Raw genomic sequence first — 19231 nt, forward strand, 5'->3', positions numbered from 1 at the left:
AACTGGTTTTTTCTTTGATTGATGATTAAAAACTATTCTTGAGCTCCGTGAGATTTTGCAATTTCAATCCAATGTTCAGAAATTCCTTTGGTATCAGCGCCTAAGCCTCTAGATAAATGCAATGCAACAGCAATTAACAAACTAGATGCTTCTTGTATTTCTTTAAAGGTTTGAATACCTCCAAATTGTTCTTGTGCTTTTAACAATAATAATTTATTGTGTTTTTTAGCAAAACTAACAGGGTTTTCAGTATCAATAGTTATTTTGGGTATCATTAAACAATCTACCCACTCTTGCCCTATTCTTTTTGCAGATAACTCATGTGTTTCACAACCAGAAGCTCTCCATAAAGCCAATGTTTTAGTATCGCCTGATGCTGCTAAACCAGTATCTAAAAGCAACTCGAAACCAATATCAGCAATATTTTGCATTACAATTAAATATTCGTCTAAAGCTTTTTCAAATTTATTTGCTTTCTGTCCTTTAAGGTAATCCTCTACGCTAAGTTTAGGTAACTCTAAAACTTCTGCACAATCATTTAAACAAGGAAATTGCTTTCCTTCATAAATATAATGTGCTTTATCAAATTGTATTTGACGACCTAATGGATACAAGCGACAAGCTAACGGACGACCAAGATGTACGCTGCAACCCGAATTTTCTATATATTGACTACACGATTTTTGTCCTTTTTTATCTTGCTTTCCATCAAATAATAATTGAATTCCACCATATTCGGTATATAAATCACGAAATTCTTTAACAGTAACTTTCTTTTCATTGCTAAAACGAAATAGCTCCCACGGATTTAACATTACATCTTTACCAAAACAACAGGTACCCGATCTAGAGCATGTGAGTGGTAATATACTTTTTGAGGTAAGTTTGGTTGTTTGCATTTTACTCAACTTTTTTTATTTCAACTTTAAAAAGGGTATCAAAAATATCAAAAATCGTTTGTGCTTCTTTTTTACGAACTGAAATAGTATATTCACAATCCATTTCTAATTTTTGAGCGATGATGTTTAGGTTTCGTTCTTTAACAATACGCTGTACTTTATTCATCATATCATATCCGAACTTTAATAAGTATTGAATATCAATTGTTTTTTCTTTAATTTTTGAAATCTCTAAAGCTAACTGAGCTGATGTTCTATACGCATTTATCAATCCGCCAACACCCAGCTTAGTTCCGCCAAAATAACGTACAGAAACTACTAAAATATTAGTTACATCAAAAGCTTGTAACTGTCCGTAAATAGGCATTCCTGCCGAGTTACTTGGCTCTCCATCATCATTTGCTCTAAAGCGAGTTGTTTCTGTCCCTAATTGCCAAGCATAGCAAAAATGACGTGCCGAATGGTGTTTTTTCCTCAAACCTTCTAAAGCTTCTTTTATGTCATCTTCAGTAAATACAGGAAATGCATACCCAAAAAACTTACTATTTCTGTCTTTAAAAAGCGTTTCTTCAGATGCTACATCAATCGTTTTGTAGGTGTCTTTAATTTCACTCATTAGGCAATAGTTATTAAAATGATTCCTAAAATAGCCAACCCAACACCGATTTTGTTTTTTACACTAAAATTTTCTTTAAATAATAATAAGCCAATTAAAGTAGAAACAATTACAATACCAACATTATTAATGGTAAATAAAGTAGAACTTTCAAAATCCTTGTTTTGTAATGCTTTTATTAAAAAAACAATTGAATAATAATTAGGAACTCCTAATACTACACCAGCAAGAAGGTTTTTAAATTCAAACTTTTCTTTAGTTATTTTTTGATTTATAAGTAAAATAATAGTTCCGAAAAATGCTGCAAATCCGAATAAACTTGATGAGAAAAACTCTACCTGATCTAACGCAACATAATTAATTTCAACATACTTTAAAGTAGTATCAATAACCCCTGAACCAATAAATAACAAGATTGGGAAAAGTAAATTTGCTTGACCTGTTTCTTTTTTTTCTTTAACTGAAGACAAATAAACAGCTGTAAGTGCAATTATAGTTCCTAAAACCTTAAGAGTTGTTATACTTTCATTATACAAAACAACACCAAAAAAAATAGGCACAACCACTGACATTTTACCAGCAATAGAAGCAACTGATACTCCGTTTTCTTGCGATGTTTTTGCCATCACAAAAAAAATAGTAACAAATAAAAAACCTAATAAAAAAGTTCCATAAATCCATGGTTGATTTCCAATAGTTGCTAATTTACCAAATGAATTAGATAAAAACGCTCCCAATATAAAAGCAACAAAATAATTAACAACAATAGCTTGTAATGTGTTTATTTTAAAAACTTTAAAGTATTTAAATATTACAAATAGAGAAGTTGAAAAAAGAATACTTAAAATTAAGTGTATCATATTAATTAAACTCGAGCTTATTTAATAAATTAGTCACTTCATCTTTTCCTGGAACTAAATTCCAAACTTTTATACCTAATTCGGTAGCCGCATCTGTATTTTCTTTTAAATCATCAACAAAAATAGTTTCTGAGGCTTTTAAGTTGTTTTCACTTAAAACAAATTCATAAATATTTGCGTTGGGTTTTCTAAAATTTATTTCATGTGATAAATAAAATTGCTCAAAACAATTTTTAAATTCATTATACAGTTCAGTTCCCCAATCGTTTTTTATCCATGAAATATGTAAATCATTTGTGTTACTTAACAAAAATAAACGATACTTTTTTGATCCAGCTAATTCTTTTAAAAACGACAATCTTTGTAACGGAAAATCTAACAAGATAGCATTCCATGCATTTATTAAATTTTCGCTACTTAATTGCGGAAATTTTTGTTTATAAAAACCAACAAAATCATCTGTAGAAATTAATCCCATTTCATACTGATGATAGGTATTAATCATGTCTTCAGAAATACTTGTAACTCCTAATTTTGCTAACTCTTTGTAAGTTGCTTGTTTATCTAAATTGATGAAGATATCACCAAAATCAAAAATGATATTTTTAATCATTTATATATGTCTTTAAAACATCATTGCCGATGTATATTTGTTTATTTAATTTCCCATTAAAATCAGGAGCTTCTACTCCATTTTTAAATAACGACTTACCTGTAAACACCTTTGCTTCATCCCATAAATTAGCATTTATAAAAGTTTGCAAAGTTTGCGTACCACCTTCAATTATTACCGATTGAATGTTGTGTTTTTGTAACACAATACAAATTTGTTCCGCTACGCGGGATGCAAAATTAATAGGTTCAAAAACAAGTTCTTTACTGTGTTCGAACTGATACTCTTCTTGGTTGGTTTTAGAATTAAGAATAACAATTGTTTTTACTTTTCCGTTTAAAACAGTAGCTTCTTTAGGTATTCGTAAATTTTTATCTAACACTATTCTAACTGGGTTTTTTCCAGACCAATTACGTACTGTTAACGACGGGTTATCAGCAACTACTGTATTAGTACCCACCAAAATTGCATGTTCTTCACTTCGATATTTGTGCACTAATTGTTGCGAATATTGATTAGATATCCAAACTGGTTTTTGCTCATTTTTTGTTTTTGGAGCTATAAAACCATCTTGCGATTGCGCCCATTTTAAAATAATATATGGTCGTTTTTTATTTTGAACTGTAAAAAATCTTTTGTGATGTTTTTTACACTCATTTTCTAAAATACCAACAACTACATTTATGCCTGCATTTTTTAAACGTTCAATACCTTTTCCAGCAACCAAACTATTGGTATCCACACAACCAATTACTACTTTTTTAAATTGATGTTTTACAATTAAATCAGCACAAGGTGGTGTTTTTCCATAATGAGAACAAGGCTCTAAGGTTACATAAATTGTAGCTTCTGTTAAAAAATTTTTATTTTTAACCGCATTTATAGCGTTTACCTCGGCATGACTTTCTCCGTAAGGAGATGTAAAACCTTCAGCAATAATCTTATTATTAAGTACAATTACTGCCCCAACAGAAGGGTTTGGGCGTGTACTACCGATACCATTTTTAGCTAATTGCAAACAACGCTTTATGTATTTTTCGTGCTCCAAGAAATTAAAATTTTATGTTAACATCTTCAGTTTTATCAATCGAATAAACATGAGAAAAACCAAATACCTTATATTTTAAATCACCTTTTAATTGTACTTTTATTTTTTTACTAATAAGTGAATTAAGTAAACCTCCCAAAACTCCATTTTTATTATTATCAAACACTTTTTTAGCAGGAATTACCACTTTTAAAGGAATTGAAAACTCTTTATTTGCAGGTACTTTAAACTCTTCTGAAGATACTTGAGCTAATTGGTTGCCATTTACAATTACCTTTATTTCATCGGTAGCTATTTTACCACCAATATTATTCTCATTCTTAAAAATTGCAATTGCTTTTAATCTAATAGTATCTAAAGCTACTGAAGCAATTTTGATGCTATCAACCTTTATAAAAACAGGTTTCTTTTTAACCGAACAGCTTAAAACAAACAATATTATTATAAAAAACAGCCACTTCTTCATTTGATTTCTTAAAATTTAGGTAATTTGCGTTGCAAAAATAAGGTATTCATATGACTCCTTCCGATTTTATTATTAGAGAAATAAAACCCAACGATAATCAGCAAATAGCAAAAGTTATTCGTAATGTTTTAACTGAATTTGATGCCCCAAAAGTAGGTACTGCTTATGAAGATAAAGCAACTGATGAAATGTTTGAAACTTATCAAAAAAATAAAACAGCTTACTTTGTTGTTGAGTATCAGCAAAAAATAGTTGGCGGAGTTGGTTTTGCTGATTTACCTGGTTTTGAAAACCTTATTTGTGAGTTACAAAAAATGTATTTTTTGCCAATTGCTCGTGGCAAAGGTTTGGGTAGTAAATTAATTAGTTTTTGTTTGTCTAAAGCTAAAGAACAAGGTTTTAAACAATGCTATTTAGAAACCATGCCGTATATGGATGCTGCGAGAGCATTGTACGCTAAAAATGGATTTATTAATTTAGAAAAACCTATGGGAAACACTGGTCATTATTCATGTAATGTTTGGATGCTTAAAAATTTATAAACATGATTTTAAAAGATTTTAAAAGCGTTTTCACAAAGCAACTCTCTTCTGTTTATCCACAATCAGAAATAGATTCTTTCTTTTTTATATTGATTGAAGAAATATTAGGTTTTAAACGAATAGATAGTGTTTTAAAAGCTGATTTTTTAATTCCTTCGGATGTTTTAAATCAGTTACAAAACATAACTGAACGTTTATTAAAAGAGGAACCTATTCAATATATAACAGGTAATACCGAGTTTTATGGTTTGCCTTTTTTAGTAAATAAAAACACCTTAATTCCGAGACCTGAAACAGAAGAATTAGTTGAATGGATCATTACCGAAGTTTCAGAAATACATGGTAAAAATATAACTAATTTTTCAATACTTGATATTGGAACCGGAACAGGTTGTATTCCCATTTCAATTAAGCACAATTTACCGAACACAATTGTTTCAGCTATCGACGTTTCATTAGAAGCTTTAAAAGTAGCAAGAAAAAATGCTAAATTAAATACGGTTGAAATAAATTTTATTGAACAAGATATTTTAAATACTGATGATTTAAATCAAGTTTTAGACAGCAAAAAAATAGATATTATTGTATCAAATCCACCTTATGTTCGTAATTTAGAAAAAGCAGAAATTAAAAATAATGTTTTAGAAAACGAACCACACCTAGCCCTGTTTGTTGAAGATAATAATCCGTTAATTTTTTACGATAAAATTGCCAATTTAGCAGTAAAGCACCTTACCAAAAACGGATTGTTGTTTTTTGAAATTAATCAATATTTAGGAAAAGAAACCGTCGAAATATTAAATAAAAAAGGATTTAAAAACATCGAACTTAAAAAAGATTTTGTCGGTAATGATCGAATGATAAAAGCCAGCTTATAAAAACAAACCATCATGAAAAAAAAAGAATTACAACCAAACGAATTTGATGAATACTATTTAAATTATTTGAATTTAGTTCCGGCCGAAACTGAACTAAATTATGGTTTTCAAGAAGACAAAAACATAGTGATTGATTTCTTTTCGTCACTTCCAGAAGATAAATTAGAATTCCGTTATCAACCAAAAAAATGGACTGTAAAAGAGGTTTTGCAACATATTATTGATACTGAACGTATTTTTATGTATCGTTTTTTACGAATAGCACGTAAAGACACGACTGCTTTAGCTGGTTTTGATCAAGATATTTATGTAGATCCATCAGCAGCAAACGATAAATCTATCAATGATTTAATTGAAGAATTTACAATTGGTCGTATGTATTCTATCAATTTAATTAACAGTATTACTAACGAAAATTTAAAAAACCTAGGTACAGCAAGCGATTCTACAGTTTCTGCGCGTGCTTGTGCTTTTATATTATTAGGCCACAGTGTTTGGCATATTAACATTATTAAAGAGCGTTATTTATAGTGTTACAAATTAGACCAAATTGTGAACACTGTAATAAAGATTTGCCAAATACATCAACCGAGGCAATGATTTGTTCATTTGAGTGTACCTATTGCAAAACATGCGCCTTAGAGCTTTTTAAAAATGTATGTCCTAGTTGCAGTGGTAATTTTGTGCAACGCCCAATAAGACCTTCAAAAATGGTTGCTAAACACCCTGCTTCTACACAAAGAGTTTTTGATCCAAAAGATTTAAATAAAGCTGCTGTAAATTCAACTAAATTTAAAAATATAGCGCCAAAAAACAGGTGATTTATGATTGATATAAAAAAAGCGACTTTTTCAGATGCTAAAATAATTGCTCTTTTAGGTAGAACTACCTACACAGAATCTCACGGTCATTTTATTGAAGATAAAAACGATTTATTAGCTTACTGTAACAATGCTTTTTCAATACAAAAGTTAACAACTGATTTAAATGATAAAAACAATTTATTTCATGTTGTATATGTAAACGATTTACCAGTAGGATACTCTAAAATTGTTTTGAATACACCATTTGAAAACAAAAACGAAATAACAAGTTGTAGATTAGAGCGCATTTATATTTTAGATCATTTTTTATCGTTAAAACTAGGGCAGCCTGTTTTAGATTTCATCACTGAAAAAGCAAAACAACAAAATGCCACCAGCATGTGGTTATCTGTATACATTAAAAATGAAAGAGGAATTAATTTTTACAAGCGAAATAATTTTAAAAGCATTGGCGACTTAAATTTTCTAGTAAACGGAAAAGAATACGACAATTTTGTTTTATCAAAAAATATTTAAAAATGGCAACATACGAACAATCAAAATTAAATAGAGTTAAACGCGGACAAAATAGAGCTACGTATGATGTAGCTAAAATCAATACTATTTTAGATGCTGGTTTTTTATGTTATGTGGGTTATATTTATGAAGGCAACCCCATTTCTATCCCTATGGCTTATGCTCGTCGTGATAATAAAATTTATATTCATGGTTCTACAGCTAATAGAATGTTATTAGCCATTTTAAAAAGCGAAGAAACATCAATAACTGTAATGCATTTAGACGGATTAGTTTTAGCACGTTCAGGATTACATCATTCAGTAAATTACCGCTCTGCTACACTTTTTGGTAATTTAAAAAAAGTAGAAAATGACTTAGATAAAACTGAAATTTTAAAGTTAATTGTAAATCAAATGGTTCCAAATCAATGGGAAACAATTAGACCAATGCATCAAAAAGAATTAGACAGAACTTTAGTGGTTGAGTTTGCAATTACATCAGCATCAGCAAAAATAAGAGACGAAGGTGTTATTGATGAACCAGAAGATTATGATTTACCCGTTTGGGCTGGCGTGGTACCTATAAAACAAGTTGCCGAACACCCAATTTCTGACGATAAATTAAAAAAAGAAATTGAAATCCCTAAACATGTGTTAGCTTATTATGAACAAAATAAAGAGTAATTTTGTTTAAAATTAACCTTAAAATCCCCTAAAATGTTTTCAAAAAAACACTTTTTAATTTTATTAATTGCATTTTCATTTCTTTCATGTGGAGATAATTCAACAGACGAAATAGAAGATTTAGAAAATAAATCGATTACTCAAGAAGTTCATCAATTAGTAAACGAACATAGAGCCACAATTGGTAAAAGTGCGCTTACTTTTAATAATCAAATTTCAGAAATGGCTTTAGAACACACAAAATACATGATTAATAAAGGTAAAATAAGTCATGATAATTTTGATGCTCGTTTTGCACAAGTTAGAGCGCTTGTAAACGCCATGAGTTTTGCTGAAAATGTAGCTTCTAAACAAAACTCAGCTCAAGAAGTTGTTACCGGTTGGCTAAATAGCGCTGGCCATAGAGCAAATATTGAAGGCGATTATACACATACAGGTATTGGGGTTTTAAAAAATGCTTCTGGAAATTATTATTTTACGCAATTATTTTATTCAAAATAACAAGTTTAATATTTATTAGTTTCTGATAAAAAATACCGCTAAACAACATAATAAAATACACTAAATTGCACGCATGAAAATTTATGATGTTATAATACTTACCGATAAAAGATATGTAAATCCGAAGGAAGTTGATGTGTACACAAAAAATGTGTTAGCCGAAGATGGTTTTGTAAAAAAAGCTTTAGATAAATTAGGCTTAAAAGTTGGTAGACTTTCTTGGGATGACAAAGATTTCGATTGGTCTTCAACCAAATACATTCTTTTTAGAACTACTTGGGATTATTTTGACAGGTATACAGAATTTTCTAATTGGTTAAATATCGTTTCTAAACAAACGATATTGTTAAATTCTGAAGCAATTATTCGCTGGAATATTGACAAACACTACTTACTAGATTTGCAAAAAGGTGGAGTAAATATTTGCGAATCTTATTTTATCGAAAAAGGAGAAACTAAAACTTTACAAGAATTAGCTAATCAGCACACACTTACTAATTTTGTTTTAAAACCTTGTATATCTGGCGGCGGGAGGCATACTTATAAGATAAACTCATCAAACATAACTAAACACGAAGCTATTTTTAAAGAATTGATTAATGATGAAGCAATGATTTTACAACCTTTTCAACATAATATAGTTCAAAAAGGGGAAATTTCACTCATGGTTATGAACGGAAAATTTACACATGCCGTTTTAAAAATAGCTAAAAAAGGTGATTTTAGAGTTCAAGATGATTTTGGAGGTACAGTGCATAGCTACACTCCTACCCAATCTGAAATAAACTTTGCCGAAAAAGCTGTAAAAGCCTGTAAAGAGCTACCTATTTATGCACGAGTAGATGTTTTTACCGATAATAACGGTAATTTAGCCATAGCTGAATTAGAGTTGATTGAACCCGAATTATGGTTTAGAAATCATCCGAAAGCAGCCGATGAATTAGCAAAAGGTATACAGCAATTAATCAATCAAAATGAAAAATAGAATTTTAAAATTTTTAGGAGCAATTATTTTAGTACTTATAATTGCGATAAGTATATTTTACATAGCAAATAATGAAAAACTCCCTGAAGGAAAGCAAGGAGCCGAAGCAGATGCTTTAGCAACAAAAATGTTAACAGCAATAAATAATGATTCTTTTGAAAAAACTGAACTTATTGAATGGTCTTTTAGGGGCAAACATTTTTACAAATGGTACAAACAAGATAATAAAGTTGAAGTTTCTTGGAATGCTAATAAAGTAATTTTAAATACTATAAATCCTAATAAATCTGTTTGTTTTATAAACGATAAAAAAACTACAAACTTAAATTTAATTAAAACCGCTACTAACTTTTTTAATAATGATTCTTTTTGGTTAGTTGCTCCTCATAAAGTATTAGATAAAGGTGTTGAAAGACATATTGTAAAACACCAAAATAAAGATGCTTTATTAGTCACTTACACTTCTGGCGGTTCAACTCCAGGAGATTCTTATCTTTGGGTTTTAGATGACAATGGTTTTCCTACAGAGTATAAAATGTGGACAAAAATTATTCCGATTGGCGGAGTTTCAGCAACTTGGTCTGATTGGAAAACAACCAATGCAGGTTTTAAATTACCTACCAAACACAAGATTCCTTTATTTGGTTTAACTTTGGCTATGGGAAATGTAAAAGCTTCAAACCCTAAAGCCGATATTTTAGCAAATAAAATATTAAAAGCTATCAACCATGAAGCTTATAAAAAAACACGCTATTTAGAGTGGAGTTTTGGAGGGAAAAGACATTTTAAATGGGACAAAAAACAACATATTGTTGATGTTTCTTGGGATTCTATTCGTGTAAACTTACATCCAAATAATTTAGAAAAAAGTTCGGTTTACATCAATAAAAAACAACAAGAAATAGCGGATACTAAAACAGTAAATAAAGCTTGGAATATTTTTAACAACGATTCTTTTTGGCTAGTTGCTCCTCATAAATTATTTGAAAAAGGCATTATCAGAAGTGTTCAAAATATTGATGGAAAAGAAGCGTTGTTAGTAAAATATACTACAGGAGGATCAACACCTGGCGATTCATATTTATGGATTTTAGATAAAAATAACGTTCCTAAAAGCTATAAAATGTATGTTCCTAGCATGAAAATGGATGGAGTTCCTGCCACTTGGGATGATTGGATTACTACACAAACTGGTACGTTATTACCAACAAATCATTCATTTGGTAAAGGAGGCAAATTAAGTATGGGAACCGTTAAAGCTTATAATTAATTGAATCAACATATTTTACATAAAGAAGTACAAGATTTTATAACTACTAATTTAAATTCAGATATCACAAAACTGATTTTAAAAGGAAGCCCTTTTAACAATATCTCTATACAAGAGTTATCAAATCAAATTATTAGCAAGCAAAAATCTAAAAACAAGCTACCTAATTGGTTTAACACTCAAAATGTCTATTACCCTCCAAAAATTAGCATCGAGCAAACATCTTCTGAAATTACAGCAAACTATAAATCAAACTTAGTTTCAGGTGATGCAATAATTGATATTACGGGTGGTTTTGGTATTGATGCTTTTTATTTTGCTAAAAAATTTAAAAACGTAATTCATTCAGAAATTAATGATGAACTATCTAAAATAGTTGCTCATAATTATCAGCAATTAAAAGTAAATAACATTCAAACAGTAGCTTCTGATGGGTTGGAGTTTCTTAAAAATACCAATCAAAAATTCGATTGTATCTATATAGACCCTTCTCGAAGAGATGATATAAAAGGTAAAGTTTTTTTGCTAAAAGACTGCTTACCAAATGTACCTGAAAATATTGATTTTTTGTTTACAAAATCAGCTAATATTCTGATTAAAAATTCACCAATGTTAGACATTACAGCTACCATTAATGAGTTAAAATTTGTAAAAGAAATTCATATTATTGCAGTAAATAATGAAGTTAAAGAATTACTTTTTCTACTAAAGAAAGAATATAAAGGTACAGTTAATGTAAATACAGTTAACTTACTGAAAGACAAAATTCAAGAATTTAATTTCATCTTAAAAAACAATAGTGATTTAAAATATAACTCACCTCAAAAATTTATTTACGAACCCAATGCTGCAATTTTAAAATCAGGTGGCTTTAATCAAATAACTAAACAGTATAATGTAGGTAAATTACACCAGCACTCTCACTTATACACGTCAGAAGAAATTATTGAAAATTTCCCTGGTAGAATTTTTAAAATTGATGCTGTTTTTTCGTACAATAAAAAACAACTAAAAAAAGAATTGGCTATTGATAAAGCAAATATTACTACTCGAAATTTCCCAAAAACAGTTGCACAAATCAGAAAAGAGACAAAACTAAAAGATGGTGGAAATATCTATTTATTTTTCACTAAAAACCTTGATGAAAAATTAATTGTTTTAAAGTGTACTCAAATATTTTAATTACGTAAAAATGTATTATTTGAGCTCTCATTTTAAAAAAAGGAAGGATTTCATCTTAAATGCACTAAACCATCTATTAAAAATTCTGTTTTTTCATAAAAGGAAAGGATTTATAAACCACAAAATCCTTTAAAAATTGTTACTTTTGATGGTATGCAATCTATCAATTATCAATCAATAAAAATTACTGCAAATACATCTTCAATAATAGAAGACACGTTGGTTATTGAAGCGCCTTTACAAATTAGTATCAATAGTGAACCTTACACGGTTGTAATGCGAACTCCAAACGACGATAACGAACTTATCAGAGGGCTTTTATATGCAGAAGACATTTATAAAAGTAATACCGATTTATTGATAGAGATTACAGAAATTAATCCTGATTTTTCGGCAATTTTAAATGTAATTATTCCTAAAGAAAAATTACGAAAGGGTTACTTAAATAAACGCACACTTTTATCAGTTTCGTCTTGTGGAATATGCGGCAAAAAAGAATTAACAGATTTAAAAACAACTGATAAACCTCTTAAAAAAATAACTAATCAATCAATTGAGGTGAGTAGTGATATGTTTTTAAAAATGAATGAGTTGCAGTTTTTATTTAAAAATACAGGAGGAAGTCATGCATGTGCAATTTTTAATAAAAAAAACGAGCTACTAACTATTAAAGAAGATATAGGTCGTCATAACGCAGTTGATAAATCCATAGGAGATTTAATTAATAAAAAACAGTTGAAAAAAGCAAATTATATGTTAGTTAGCGGACGTGTTTCTTATGAGATAGTTTCAAAAGCTTTTTTTGCTAAAATTCCAATTATTATTGCTGTTTCTGCATGCTCTAGTTTAGCTGTAGATTTTGCTAAAGAATTCGGGATTTGCCTTATCGGTTTTAGTAGAAATGATAAAATGACAGTATACTCAAATCCTCAATACATAAATTATGAGCGATAAAAATATAAAAGCCCAACCACCTAAAGATTTAACAGGAATTAAATTAATTGATGTTCCTAAAAAGGCAGTAGGAACAAAAGCTATAAAATCGGCTTTAAACCATGTTTTTAGCGAAACAGGTGTAGCTAAAGGAATTAGTTTGCTAAAAAATATGAACCAAATTAATGGTTTTGATTGTCCAGGTTGCGCATGGCCAGATCCTGATGCAAAAAGGGCTTTTTTAGCAGAATATTGTGAAAACGGAGCTAAAGCTATTGCTGAAGAAGCTACAACTAACAGAGTATCTCCCCTATTTTTTGCAACTCACTCTGTACAAGAAATGTCGGAATGGTCTGATTATAAAATTGGTAAAAGCGGGCGAATTACCCATCCGATGTATTTAAAAGCAGGAAGTGATATGTACGAAGAAATATCATGGGAAAATGCTTTTAAAATTATAGGCAAAGAATTAAACACTTTAAAATCGCCAGATGAAGCTATTTTCTATACTTCAGGAAGAACAAGTAATGAAGCCGCTTTTTTATATCAACTTTTAGTTCGTCAATTCGGAACCAACAATTTACCAGATTGCTCTAATATGTGTCACGAAAGTAGTGGAACAGGGTTATCTGAAACATTAGGTATTGGTAAAGGGTCCGTTACTTTAGATGATTTTAATCATGCTGATTTGGTGATTGTTATTGGGCAAAACCCAGGTACAAATCACCCAAGAATGTTAACAGCGTTAAAAGACACTAAAAAGAATGGTGGAAAAATAATGACTATAAATCCGTTACCAGAAGTTGGTTTAATGAATTATGTTGATCCTCAAAATCCATTGAAATGGTTAGGTTCAGGTGATAAATTAACTGACCTGTTTTTACAAGTAAAAATCAACGGAGATGTTGCTTTATTAAAAATTATTTTAAAATTGATGAAAACTGCTGACGATAAATCAGGTACTGTTTTTGATTATCAATTTATAAAAGACAAAACACATGGTTTAGAAGAATTTTTAACTGATTTAGACACCTATTCTATTGAAGATTTATTACCCCAAACAGGATTATCTTTAGATAAAATTAAAGAAGCAACTGACTTAATTATAAATAATGATAAAATAATTATTTGTTGGGCAATGGGCTTAACACAGCATAAAAATGCGGTGGATAATATTCGTGAAGTCGTAAATTTACTATTACTAAAAGGAAGCATTGGTAAAAAAGGAGCTGGAACCTGCCCTGTTCGTGGGCATTCAAACGTACAAGGAGATCGTACTATGGGAATTTGGGAGAAGCCCAAAGATGCTTTTCTAGATAACTTAGAAAAAGAATTTTCTTTTATAGCTCCAAGAGAACATGGTTATGATGTAGTTGCTGCCATTGAAGCTATGCATCAAAAAAAAGCGAGTGTTTTTATAGGAATGGGCGGAAACTTTATTTCAGCAACTCCTGATACAGAAATCACAGCTCAAGCATTACAAAATTGTAATTTAACAGTGCAAATATCTACAAAACTAAATAGAAGTCATTTAATAACAGGTAAAGAAGCTTTGATTTTACCTTGTTTAGGGCGTTCAGAAAAAGATATTCAAAAAACTGGAGAACAGTTTATTACTGTAGAAAACTCAATGGGAGTTGTACATCAATCAAGTGGTCATTTAGATCCTGTATCTACACATTTATTAAGCGAACCTGCTATTGTTGCTGGTATAGCCCAAGCCACCTTAAAAAACACTAAAGTTGAATGGCAGCAATTAATTACAAATTATGATTTAATTCGTGCTAAAATTGAAGCTACCATTACTGGGTGTGATAATTACAATGCAAAAGTACGTAAAAAAGGTGGTTTTTATCTACCAAACAATGCGCGTGATAATAACTTTACACCTACTAAAACAGGAAAAGCAAATTTTACAACAAACCTACCTTCTGATATTGCTTTAGAGAAAAATCAATTTATGATGATGACCATTCGAACGCATGATCAATACAACACTACTATTTACGGATTAAATGATCGTTACAGAGGTGTTTTAAACGAGCGAAGAGTTATTTTCATGAACCCAGAAGATATGAAAACTCAAGGGCTATCTAAATTAGATAAAGTAGATTTAATAAGCCATTTTCAAGGAGAAAAAAGAAAGGCTTTTGGTTTTTTAGTTGTTCCGTACAGTATACCAAAACAATGTACTGCTACCTATTTTCCAGAAGCAAACGTTTTGGTACCTTTAAAGAGTAAAGCTAGAATTAGCCATACACCCGCATCAAAAACAGTGATTATTTCTGTTAAAAAGTGCGACTAAAAAAAGATTTGTACTTTAGTAAAATATTTTCAATCAAAAATCAACCAACATTATGCCTTTTATAGAAGAAGAAAAGTTTAAGTTAATGCAAGAAGACTTAGATAATGCAAAGTTAAAAAGAGAAGAAGCTGAAAATGAATTAAGCGAAGCTCAAGAAAAATTTAGTTCTTTAAAAAAAGGATCAATGAGACTCCCTATCGTTTTGGGTGTATTATTAGGTATTGCTTTAGGAGCTGCGTACTATTTTTATTCAAACAGTAGCGGTGTGTCTTTTCCTTCATCAGAAGAAATTGCTACGGTTAAAAAGAATGAGCACACAAGAGTTTTAGATAGTATTAAAAGAGCAAACGCTAGAGTTAGCAGAAATACTGAAACAAATAATGAGGTTAATTTAAATGAAACAATTGACGCTGTCGTTGACAATACTAGTGATAAAACAATTTATTCAGTTCAAATTGGCGTACTTTCACAAAAAAAACAACCTTTAATATCATCAGTAACAATACCATCAACTGTTACCATAGCAAATGGTTATTTTAAATATTCTATTGGTTTATTTGAGTCTTTAGATGAAGCCAAATCTCTAAGAAAAGAACTGATACAAATTGGTTTTAAAGACGCCTTTGTAGCTTCTTATATTAATGGAAAACGTCAAAAAATACATCACTAAAAATACAATTTAATGCTATTAAACTTTAGTAAACGAGCACTCATGGTAGGTTTTATCTTGAGTGTTCATTTTTTATGCGCACAATCTGAAATTCCGCAACAAAAAACTCAAATAGGTTTTGGTCAATTAGATTTTTTATCAATAAAAATGCCTAAAAGTGAAAAAAATATGGATTTTTCGGGAATCCATTATAACTTAAAACCTAATGAATGGAGCTATGTTGGTTTAGGTATTTATGGTGCAATTGGCGGAATACGAGGTGGTTTTTTTACCCTAGGCATTAACGCAGGTATACAGCACAAAATAACAAAGAGATTATTTATTGATACCGGTATTCATTTTGGAGGCGGTGGCGGTGCAGCAGCCCCTGATGGTGGTGGTGCTTTTATTTTGCCACATTTTAATTTAGGATACGATTTTAAGTATTTTTCAACTACTGCAGGATATAGTTATGTTAATTTTTTTGATGGAGGAACTATAAAAAGTGAGCAATTTAATGTTGCTGTTCAAGTACCTTTATCTTTTAAAAATGCAACTTTTAAAGCGCGTGAAAATTCATTTTCTATTGATGACTTGATAAATAGTTCATGGAAAAATCTTAGTAACCGAATTTCTTTATTGGTGCATTTAAACAACTTAGAAGTTACTAAAGGTTCATACACAGGTAAAACCATACGTTTAGCAGGTTTTGAATTAAATTCTTATTTAACCAATAATCTATTCTTTTTTCTGAAAGCTGATGGTGCTTATCATGGAATTAAGGCAGGATACATGGATGTTTTATTGGGTGGTGGTTATCACATATCAATGAATAAAAACCGTACAAATATCTTAGCCAAATTTGGTGTAGGTGCAGGCGGTGGTGGTGGTGTTGATACCAAAGGTGGATTTTTAATTTATCCAGATATTTCAATTGAACAAAAAATATTTGATAATATTTATGCTTCAATAAATAAAGGATACTTAATGAGTCCTGATGCACATTTTAAATCTTCAACATTAGGTTTTGGTTTAAAGTATTATATTGATAAAGACGGTACTTCATCTAAAGAAAAGGATTTTACAATAGCTAAATTTAATGGTTTGGAAGCTATTATAAAACAAGATTTATATATAAATGCAGCAAGAGATAATAATGGTAAATTTGAACAAAACATGCATCAAATTTCACTGCAAATAAACTTTTTCTTAAATAAATATCTTTACGGAGCCGGACAAACATCATTTGCTAATTTTGGTGATGCTGGTGCCTATGCGGAAGGTATTGTAGGTTTAGGTGTACAATCAAATACTTTTTTTAACAATACAACATCAGTATTCTTGCAAGTTTTAGGAGGAGCAGCTGGTGGTGGTGGAATTAGTACAGGAGAAGGATTAATTGTAAAACCAAGTGCTGGACTTAACTACAGGCTAACTAATAAATTAAATTTACGAGGTGGTTTAGGATATGTAAAGGCACGCGGAGGGAATTTAAGTAGTACTTATTTAAATTTTGGTGTTAATTATAATTTTTCATTTTTAAGCGTTAAATAAAAAACACATCTGTTTTGCAATCATATTTTCAATACTTTTTAAGCGATATTAATGAAATAAAACTTCCTAAAAAGTTTACCTTTCCTTTTTATTATGAACCACATCCGTTATGTGAATTAGCTGTAAAAGAGGTTCAGAATTATTTAAGTACGCAAACAGATTTTGAACATAATTTCGGATTAAAACCTGGTAAAAAAGGAACTATAACTGGTAAAATGTTCGGGGTTTTAGTTGTATATAATAAAGAAAATAAAATTGGTTATATAGCTGCTGTTTCAGGTAAATTAGGCGAAACAAATACTCATAAAATGTTTGTTCCGCCTGTGTATGATATGCTTGCTAAAGATTCTTTTTTTTTACAAGAAAAAGAAGTTTTAAGAAATATAAGTATTGAGTTAGAAAGCATAGAGAACTCTGCTGATTATTTAAAATTATGTACTCTTTACGAACAAGAAACTAACAAAGCTAATGCTGATATTACAGAAAAAAAAGAAGCTTTAAAAATAGCTAAAGCAGCTCGAAAACTAAAAAGAGAAAAAGCTAAAAAAGAAGTTTCGGAGGAAGCTTATATTGTTTTTGATAAAAAATTAAAAAAAGAAAGTTTAGCTGCAAAACATTTTTTTAATAATGTAACACGTTATTGGCAACACACTTTAAAACCTGTAGAAGAAAAACTATTAGCATATACCAATCAAATAGCAAAACTAAAAAACGAACGCAAAACTAAGTCTTTAGCTTTACAAAAATATATTTCAGAGCAATATCAATTTTTAAACTCTAAAAAAGAGGTTAAAAATTTAACCGAATTATTCATAAATACTTCAATAGAAAATATACCTGCTGGTACTGGCGAATGTGCCGCACCTAAATTATTACAATATGCTTTTTCACACGATTTAAAACCTGTGGCTATGGCTGAGTTTTGGTGGGGTAAATCGCCTAATAAAGAAGTACGGAAACACAAACAGTTTTATCCAGCTTGCCAAGGTAAATGCAAGCCTATCTTAGCGCATATGTTAAACGGAATTGAAATGGACACCAATCCGTTGTTAAAAAACCCGGCTATTGGAAAGGTACTGGAAACCATTTTTGAAGATGATGATTTAATTGTAATTTATAAACCTAACGATTTTTTATCGGTTCCTGGAATCCAGATTCAAGATTCGGTATATACTCGGGTTAAACAACAAGTGAAAAATATTTCAGGTCCAATTATTATACATCGATTAGATATGGCTACTTCTGGATTGTTAGTTTTAGCAAAAAACAAAGAAGCGCACAAAATTATACAAAATCAGTTTATTAATAAAACAATGCAAAAAAGATACACCGCTTTGTTGGATGGAATTATTACAGAAGATAAAGGGACGATAAATTTACCGCTTCGCGTGGATTTAGATGACAGGCCAAGACAATTGGTGTGTTATGAACACGGAAAACCTGCTTTAACTAACTGGGAAGTTATTGAAAGGAAAGATGGAAAAACAAAAGTACACTTCTACCCTATTTCTGGTCGTACACATCAATTACGAATGCATGCTTCTCATAGTTTAGGTTTAAATACTCCAATTATTGGCGATGATTTGTATGGCAAAAAAGCTGACAGATTGTATTTACATGCTGACACCTTAGAGTTTACACATCCAACAACTAAAGAGAAAATTAAATTTTATAAAAAAGCTGATTTTTAAGCTTTCACTAAAACTTTATAAAATAGCTTAGCCCCGATTGTAGCAATTGCTTGAGCTCCTCGCAGAGAGCGAGTGCGGAAAGCGGGAAATAGCTTCAGATAAAAAATAAAAACTGTCTAAAAAGTAAGTTTTCAGTCAACCTAAACTTGTTTCAAGTTTCCATAATGATTAGTAATCGCTATGGTGAGATTCTGAAATAAATTCAGAATGACGATTTCAATACTTTTTAGACAG

The 19231-nt window shown here is 30.1% G+C and carries 21 protein-coding genes; 15 read left to right on the plus strand and 6 right to left on the minus strand.

Annotated features, from left to right (window positions below; translation table 11 throughout):
• Positions 1 to 32: 32 nt before the first annotated feature.
• From Q4586_RS05150 to Q4586_RS05175, 6 genes are read right to left on the minus strand one after another with little or no spacing between them, the layout of a single operon-like run.
• Entirely contained in the window at positions 33 to 899 is an 867-nt protein-coding gene (locus tag Q4586_RS05150; RefSeq protein ID WP_303526967.1) for a YkgJ family cysteine cluster protein, read from the minus strand.
• 1 nt (position 900) lies between these two features.
• Positions 901 to 1515: an IMPACT family protein gene (locus tag Q4586_RS05155; protein ID WP_303526969.1), complete on the minus strand. Its 615-nt coding sequence runs from the start codon at positions 1513 to 1515 to the stop codon at positions 901 to 903.
• Positions 1515 to 2375, minus strand: coding sequence for an EamA family transporter (locus Q4586_RS05160; protein WP_303526970.1), 861 nt, complete (start codon positions 2373 to 2375; stop codon positions 1515 to 1517). The genes Q4586_RS05155 and Q4586_RS05160 overlap by 1 nt, the downstream gene beginning before the upstream one ends.
• Before the next feature lies 1 nt (position 2376).
• Positions 2377 to 2988, minus strand: coding sequence for an HAD-IA family hydrolase (locus tag Q4586_RS05165; RefSeq protein WP_068705934.1), 612 nt, complete (start codon positions 2986 to 2988; stop codon positions 2377 to 2379).
• Positions 2981 to 4036 carry a bifunctional diaminohydroxyphosphoribosylaminopyrimidine deaminase/5-amino-6-(5-phosphoribosylamino)uracil reductase RibD gene (gene ribD, locus Q4586_RS05170; protein WP_303526975.1) on the minus strand — a complete coding sequence of 352 codons (1056 nt, stop codon included), beginning with the start codon at positions 4034 to 4036 and terminating at the stop codon, positions 2981 to 2983. The genes Q4586_RS05165 and ribD overlap by 8 nt, the downstream gene beginning before the upstream one ends.
• Before the next feature lie 4 nt (positions 4037 to 4040).
• The gene (locus tag Q4586_RS05175; RefSeq protein ID WP_068705932.1) at positions 4041 to 4502 is read right to left on the minus strand and encodes an LEA type 2 family protein; all 462 of its coding nucleotides are present in this window, start codon (positions 4500 to 4502) and stop codon (positions 4041 to 4043) included.
• Positions 4503 to 4552: 50 nt separating this feature from the next.
• Here Q4586_RS05175 and Q4586_RS05180 point away from each other — a divergent pair, with 50 nt between their 5' ends.
• The 15 genes from Q4586_RS05180 (at position 4553) to Q4586_RS05250 (ending at position 18997) form a co-directional block, all read left to right on the plus strand.
• Positions 4553 to 5044, plus strand: a complete 492-nt coding sequence (locus tag Q4586_RS05180; RefSeq protein ID WP_303526980.1) for a GNAT family N-acetyltransferase — start codon at positions 4553 to 4555, stop codon at positions 5042 to 5044.
• Positions 5045 to 5046: 2 nt separating this feature from the next.
• Complete coding sequence (gene prmC, locus Q4586_RS05185) at positions 5047 to 5922, plus strand: peptide chain release factor N(5)-glutamine methyltransferase (protein WP_303526983.1); 876 nt, start codon at positions 5047 to 5049, stop codon at positions 5920 to 5922.
• 12 nt (positions 5923 to 5934) lie between these two features.
• The gene (locus tag Q4586_RS05190) at positions 5935 to 6453 is read left to right on the plus strand and encodes a DinB family protein (RefSeq protein ID WP_303526985.1); all 519 of its coding nucleotides are present in this window, start codon (positions 5935 to 5937) and stop codon (positions 6451 to 6453) included.
• Complete coding sequence (locus Q4586_RS05195; RefSeq protein ID WP_303526987.1) at positions 6453 to 6743, plus strand: DUF1272 domain-containing protein; 291 nt, start codon at positions 6453 to 6455, stop codon at positions 6741 to 6743. Before Q4586_RS05190 ends, Q4586_RS05195 begins: the two co-directional genes overlap by 1 nt.
• A 3-nt stretch (positions 6744 to 6746) precedes the next feature.
• Positions 6747 to 7262, plus strand: coding sequence for a GNAT family N-acetyltransferase (locus Q4586_RS05200; RefSeq protein ID WP_068705923.1), 516 nt, complete (start codon positions 6747 to 6749; stop codon positions 7260 to 7262).
• Between the two features lie 2 nt (positions 7263 to 7264).
• Positions 7265 to 7927: a pyridoxamine 5'-phosphate oxidase family protein gene (locus tag Q4586_RS05205; RefSeq protein ID WP_068705920.1), complete on the plus strand. Its 663-nt coding sequence runs from the start codon at positions 7265 to 7267 to the stop codon at positions 7925 to 7927.
• 33 nt (positions 7928 to 7960) lie between these two features.
• Positions 7961 to 8428, plus strand: coding sequence for a CAP domain-containing protein (locus Q4586_RS05210; protein WP_068705918.1), 468 nt, complete (start codon positions 7961 to 7963; stop codon positions 8426 to 8428).
• A 73-nt stretch (positions 8429 to 8501) separates the two neighbouring features.
• Entirely contained in the window at positions 8502 to 9413 is a 912-nt protein-coding gene (locus tag Q4586_RS05215) for an ATP-grasp domain-containing protein (protein WP_303526993.1), read from the plus strand.
• Positions 9403 to 10683, plus strand: coding sequence for a hypothetical protein (locus Q4586_RS05220; RefSeq protein ID WP_303526995.1), 1281 nt, complete (start codon positions 9403 to 9405; stop codon positions 10681 to 10683). The genes Q4586_RS05215 and Q4586_RS05220 overlap by 11 nt, the downstream gene beginning before the upstream one ends.
• A complete protein-coding gene (locus Q4586_RS05225; RefSeq protein ID WP_303526997.1) occupies positions 10684 to 11865 on the plus strand; it encodes a class I SAM-dependent methyltransferase in 1182 nt (393 codons plus the stop codon). It begins immediately after the preceding gene.
• 153 nt (positions 11866 to 12018) lie between these two features.
• Positions 12019 to 12819 (plus strand): formate dehydrogenase accessory sulfurtransferase FdhD, encoded by an 801-nt coding sequence (fdhD, locus tag Q4586_RS05230; protein WP_303527000.1) that lies wholly within the window; start codon positions 12019 to 12021, stop codon positions 12817 to 12819.
• Entirely contained in the window at positions 12809 to 15103 is a 2295-nt protein-coding gene (locus Q4586_RS05235; RefSeq protein WP_303527002.1) for an FdhF/YdeP family oxidoreductase, read from the plus strand. The genes fdhD and Q4586_RS05235 overlap by 11 nt, the downstream gene beginning before the upstream one ends.
• Before the next feature lie 52 nt (positions 15104 to 15155).
• A complete protein-coding gene (locus Q4586_RS05240; protein WP_303527004.1) occupies positions 15156 to 15773 on the plus strand; it encodes a hypothetical protein in 618 nt (205 codons plus the stop codon).
• 42 nt (positions 15774 to 15815) lie between these two features.
• Positions 15816 to 17306, plus strand: coding sequence for a hypothetical protein (locus Q4586_RS05245; protein ID WP_303527007.1), 1491 nt, complete (start codon positions 15816 to 15818; stop codon positions 17304 to 17306).
• Positions 17307 to 17320: 14 nt separating this feature from the next.
• Positions 17321 to 18997, plus strand: a complete 1677-nt coding sequence (locus Q4586_RS05250) for an RluA family pseudouridine synthase (protein WP_303527010.1) — start codon at positions 17321 to 17323, stop codon at positions 18995 to 18997.
• The last annotated feature ends 234 nt before the right edge of the window (positions 18998 to 19231 follow it).

It is taken from the genome of Tenacibaculum soleae (genome assembly GCF_030549005.1).
Classification (GTDB): domain Bacteria; phylum Bacteroidota; class Bacteroidia; order Flavobacteriales; family Flavobacteriaceae; genus Polaribacter; species Polaribacter soleae.

Excerpts from the sequence above, each read along its gene's own strand:
- Q4586_RS05150 (WP_303526967.1), bottom strand. The coding sequence starts at position 899 with ATGCAAACAACCAAACTTACCTCAAAAAGTATATTACCACTCACATGC.
- prmC (WP_303526983.1), top strand. The coding sequence starts at position 5,047 with ATGATTTTAAAAGATTTTAAAAGCGTTTTCACAAAGCAACTCTCTTCT.
- Q4586_RS05165 (WP_068705934.1), bottom strand. The coding sequence starts at position 2,988 with ATGATTAAAAATATCATTTTTGATTTTGGTGATATCTTCATCAATTTA.
- Q4586_RS05205 (WP_068705920.1), top strand. The coding sequence starts at position 7,265 with ATGGCAACATACGAACAATCAAAATTAAATAGAGTTAAACGCGGACAA.
- Q4586_RS05190 (WP_303526985.1), top strand. The coding sequence starts at position 5,935 with ATGAAAAAAAAAGAATTACAACCAAACGAATTTGATGAATACTATTTA.
- Q4586_RS05160 (WP_303526970.1), bottom strand. The coding sequence starts at position 2,375 with ATGATACACTTAATTTTAAGTATTCTTTTTTCAACTTCTCTATTTGTA.
- Q4586_RS05240 (WP_303527004.1), top strand. The coding sequence starts at position 15,156 with ATGCCTTTTATAGAAGAAGAAAAGTTTAAGTTAATGCAAGAAGACTTA.
- Q4586_RS05210 (WP_068705918.1), top strand. The coding sequence starts at position 7,961 with ATGTTTTCAAAAAAACACTTTTTAATTTTATTAATTGCATTTTCATTT.
- Q4586_RS05200 (WP_068705923.1), top strand. The coding sequence starts at position 6,747 with ATGATTGATATAAAAAAAGCGACTTTTTCAGATGCTAAAATAATTGCT.
- Q4586_RS05175 (WP_068705932.1), bottom strand. The coding sequence starts at position 4,502 with ATGAAGAAGTGGCTGTTTTTTATAATAATATTGTTTGTTTTAAGCTGT.
- Q4586_RS05245 (WP_303527007.1), top strand. The coding sequence starts at position 15,816 with ATGGTAGGTTTTATCTTGAGTGTTCATTTTTTATGCGCACAATCTGAA.
- Q4586_RS05235 (WP_303527002.1), top strand. The coding sequence starts at position 12,809 with ATGAGCGATAAAAATATAAAAGCCCAACCACCTAAAGATTTAACAGGA.
- Q4586_RS05180 (WP_303526980.1), top strand. The coding sequence starts at position 4,553 with ATGACTCCTTCCGATTTTATTATTAGAGAAATAAAACCCAACGATAAT.
- Q4586_RS05155 (WP_303526969.1), bottom strand. The coding sequence starts at position 1,515 with ATGAGTGAAATTAAAGACACCTACAAAACGATTGATGTAGCATCTGAA.
- Q4586_RS05220 (WP_303526995.1), top strand. The coding sequence starts at position 9,403 with ATGAAAAATAGAATTTTAAAATTTTTAGGAGCAATTATTTTAGTACTT.
- Q4586_RS05215 (WP_303526993.1), top strand. The coding sequence starts at position 8,502 with ATGAAAATTTATGATGTTATAATACTTACCGATAAAAGATATGTAAAT.
- fdhD (WP_303527000.1), top strand. The coding sequence starts at position 12,019 with ATGCAATCTATCAATTATCAATCAATAAAAATTACTGCAAATACATCT.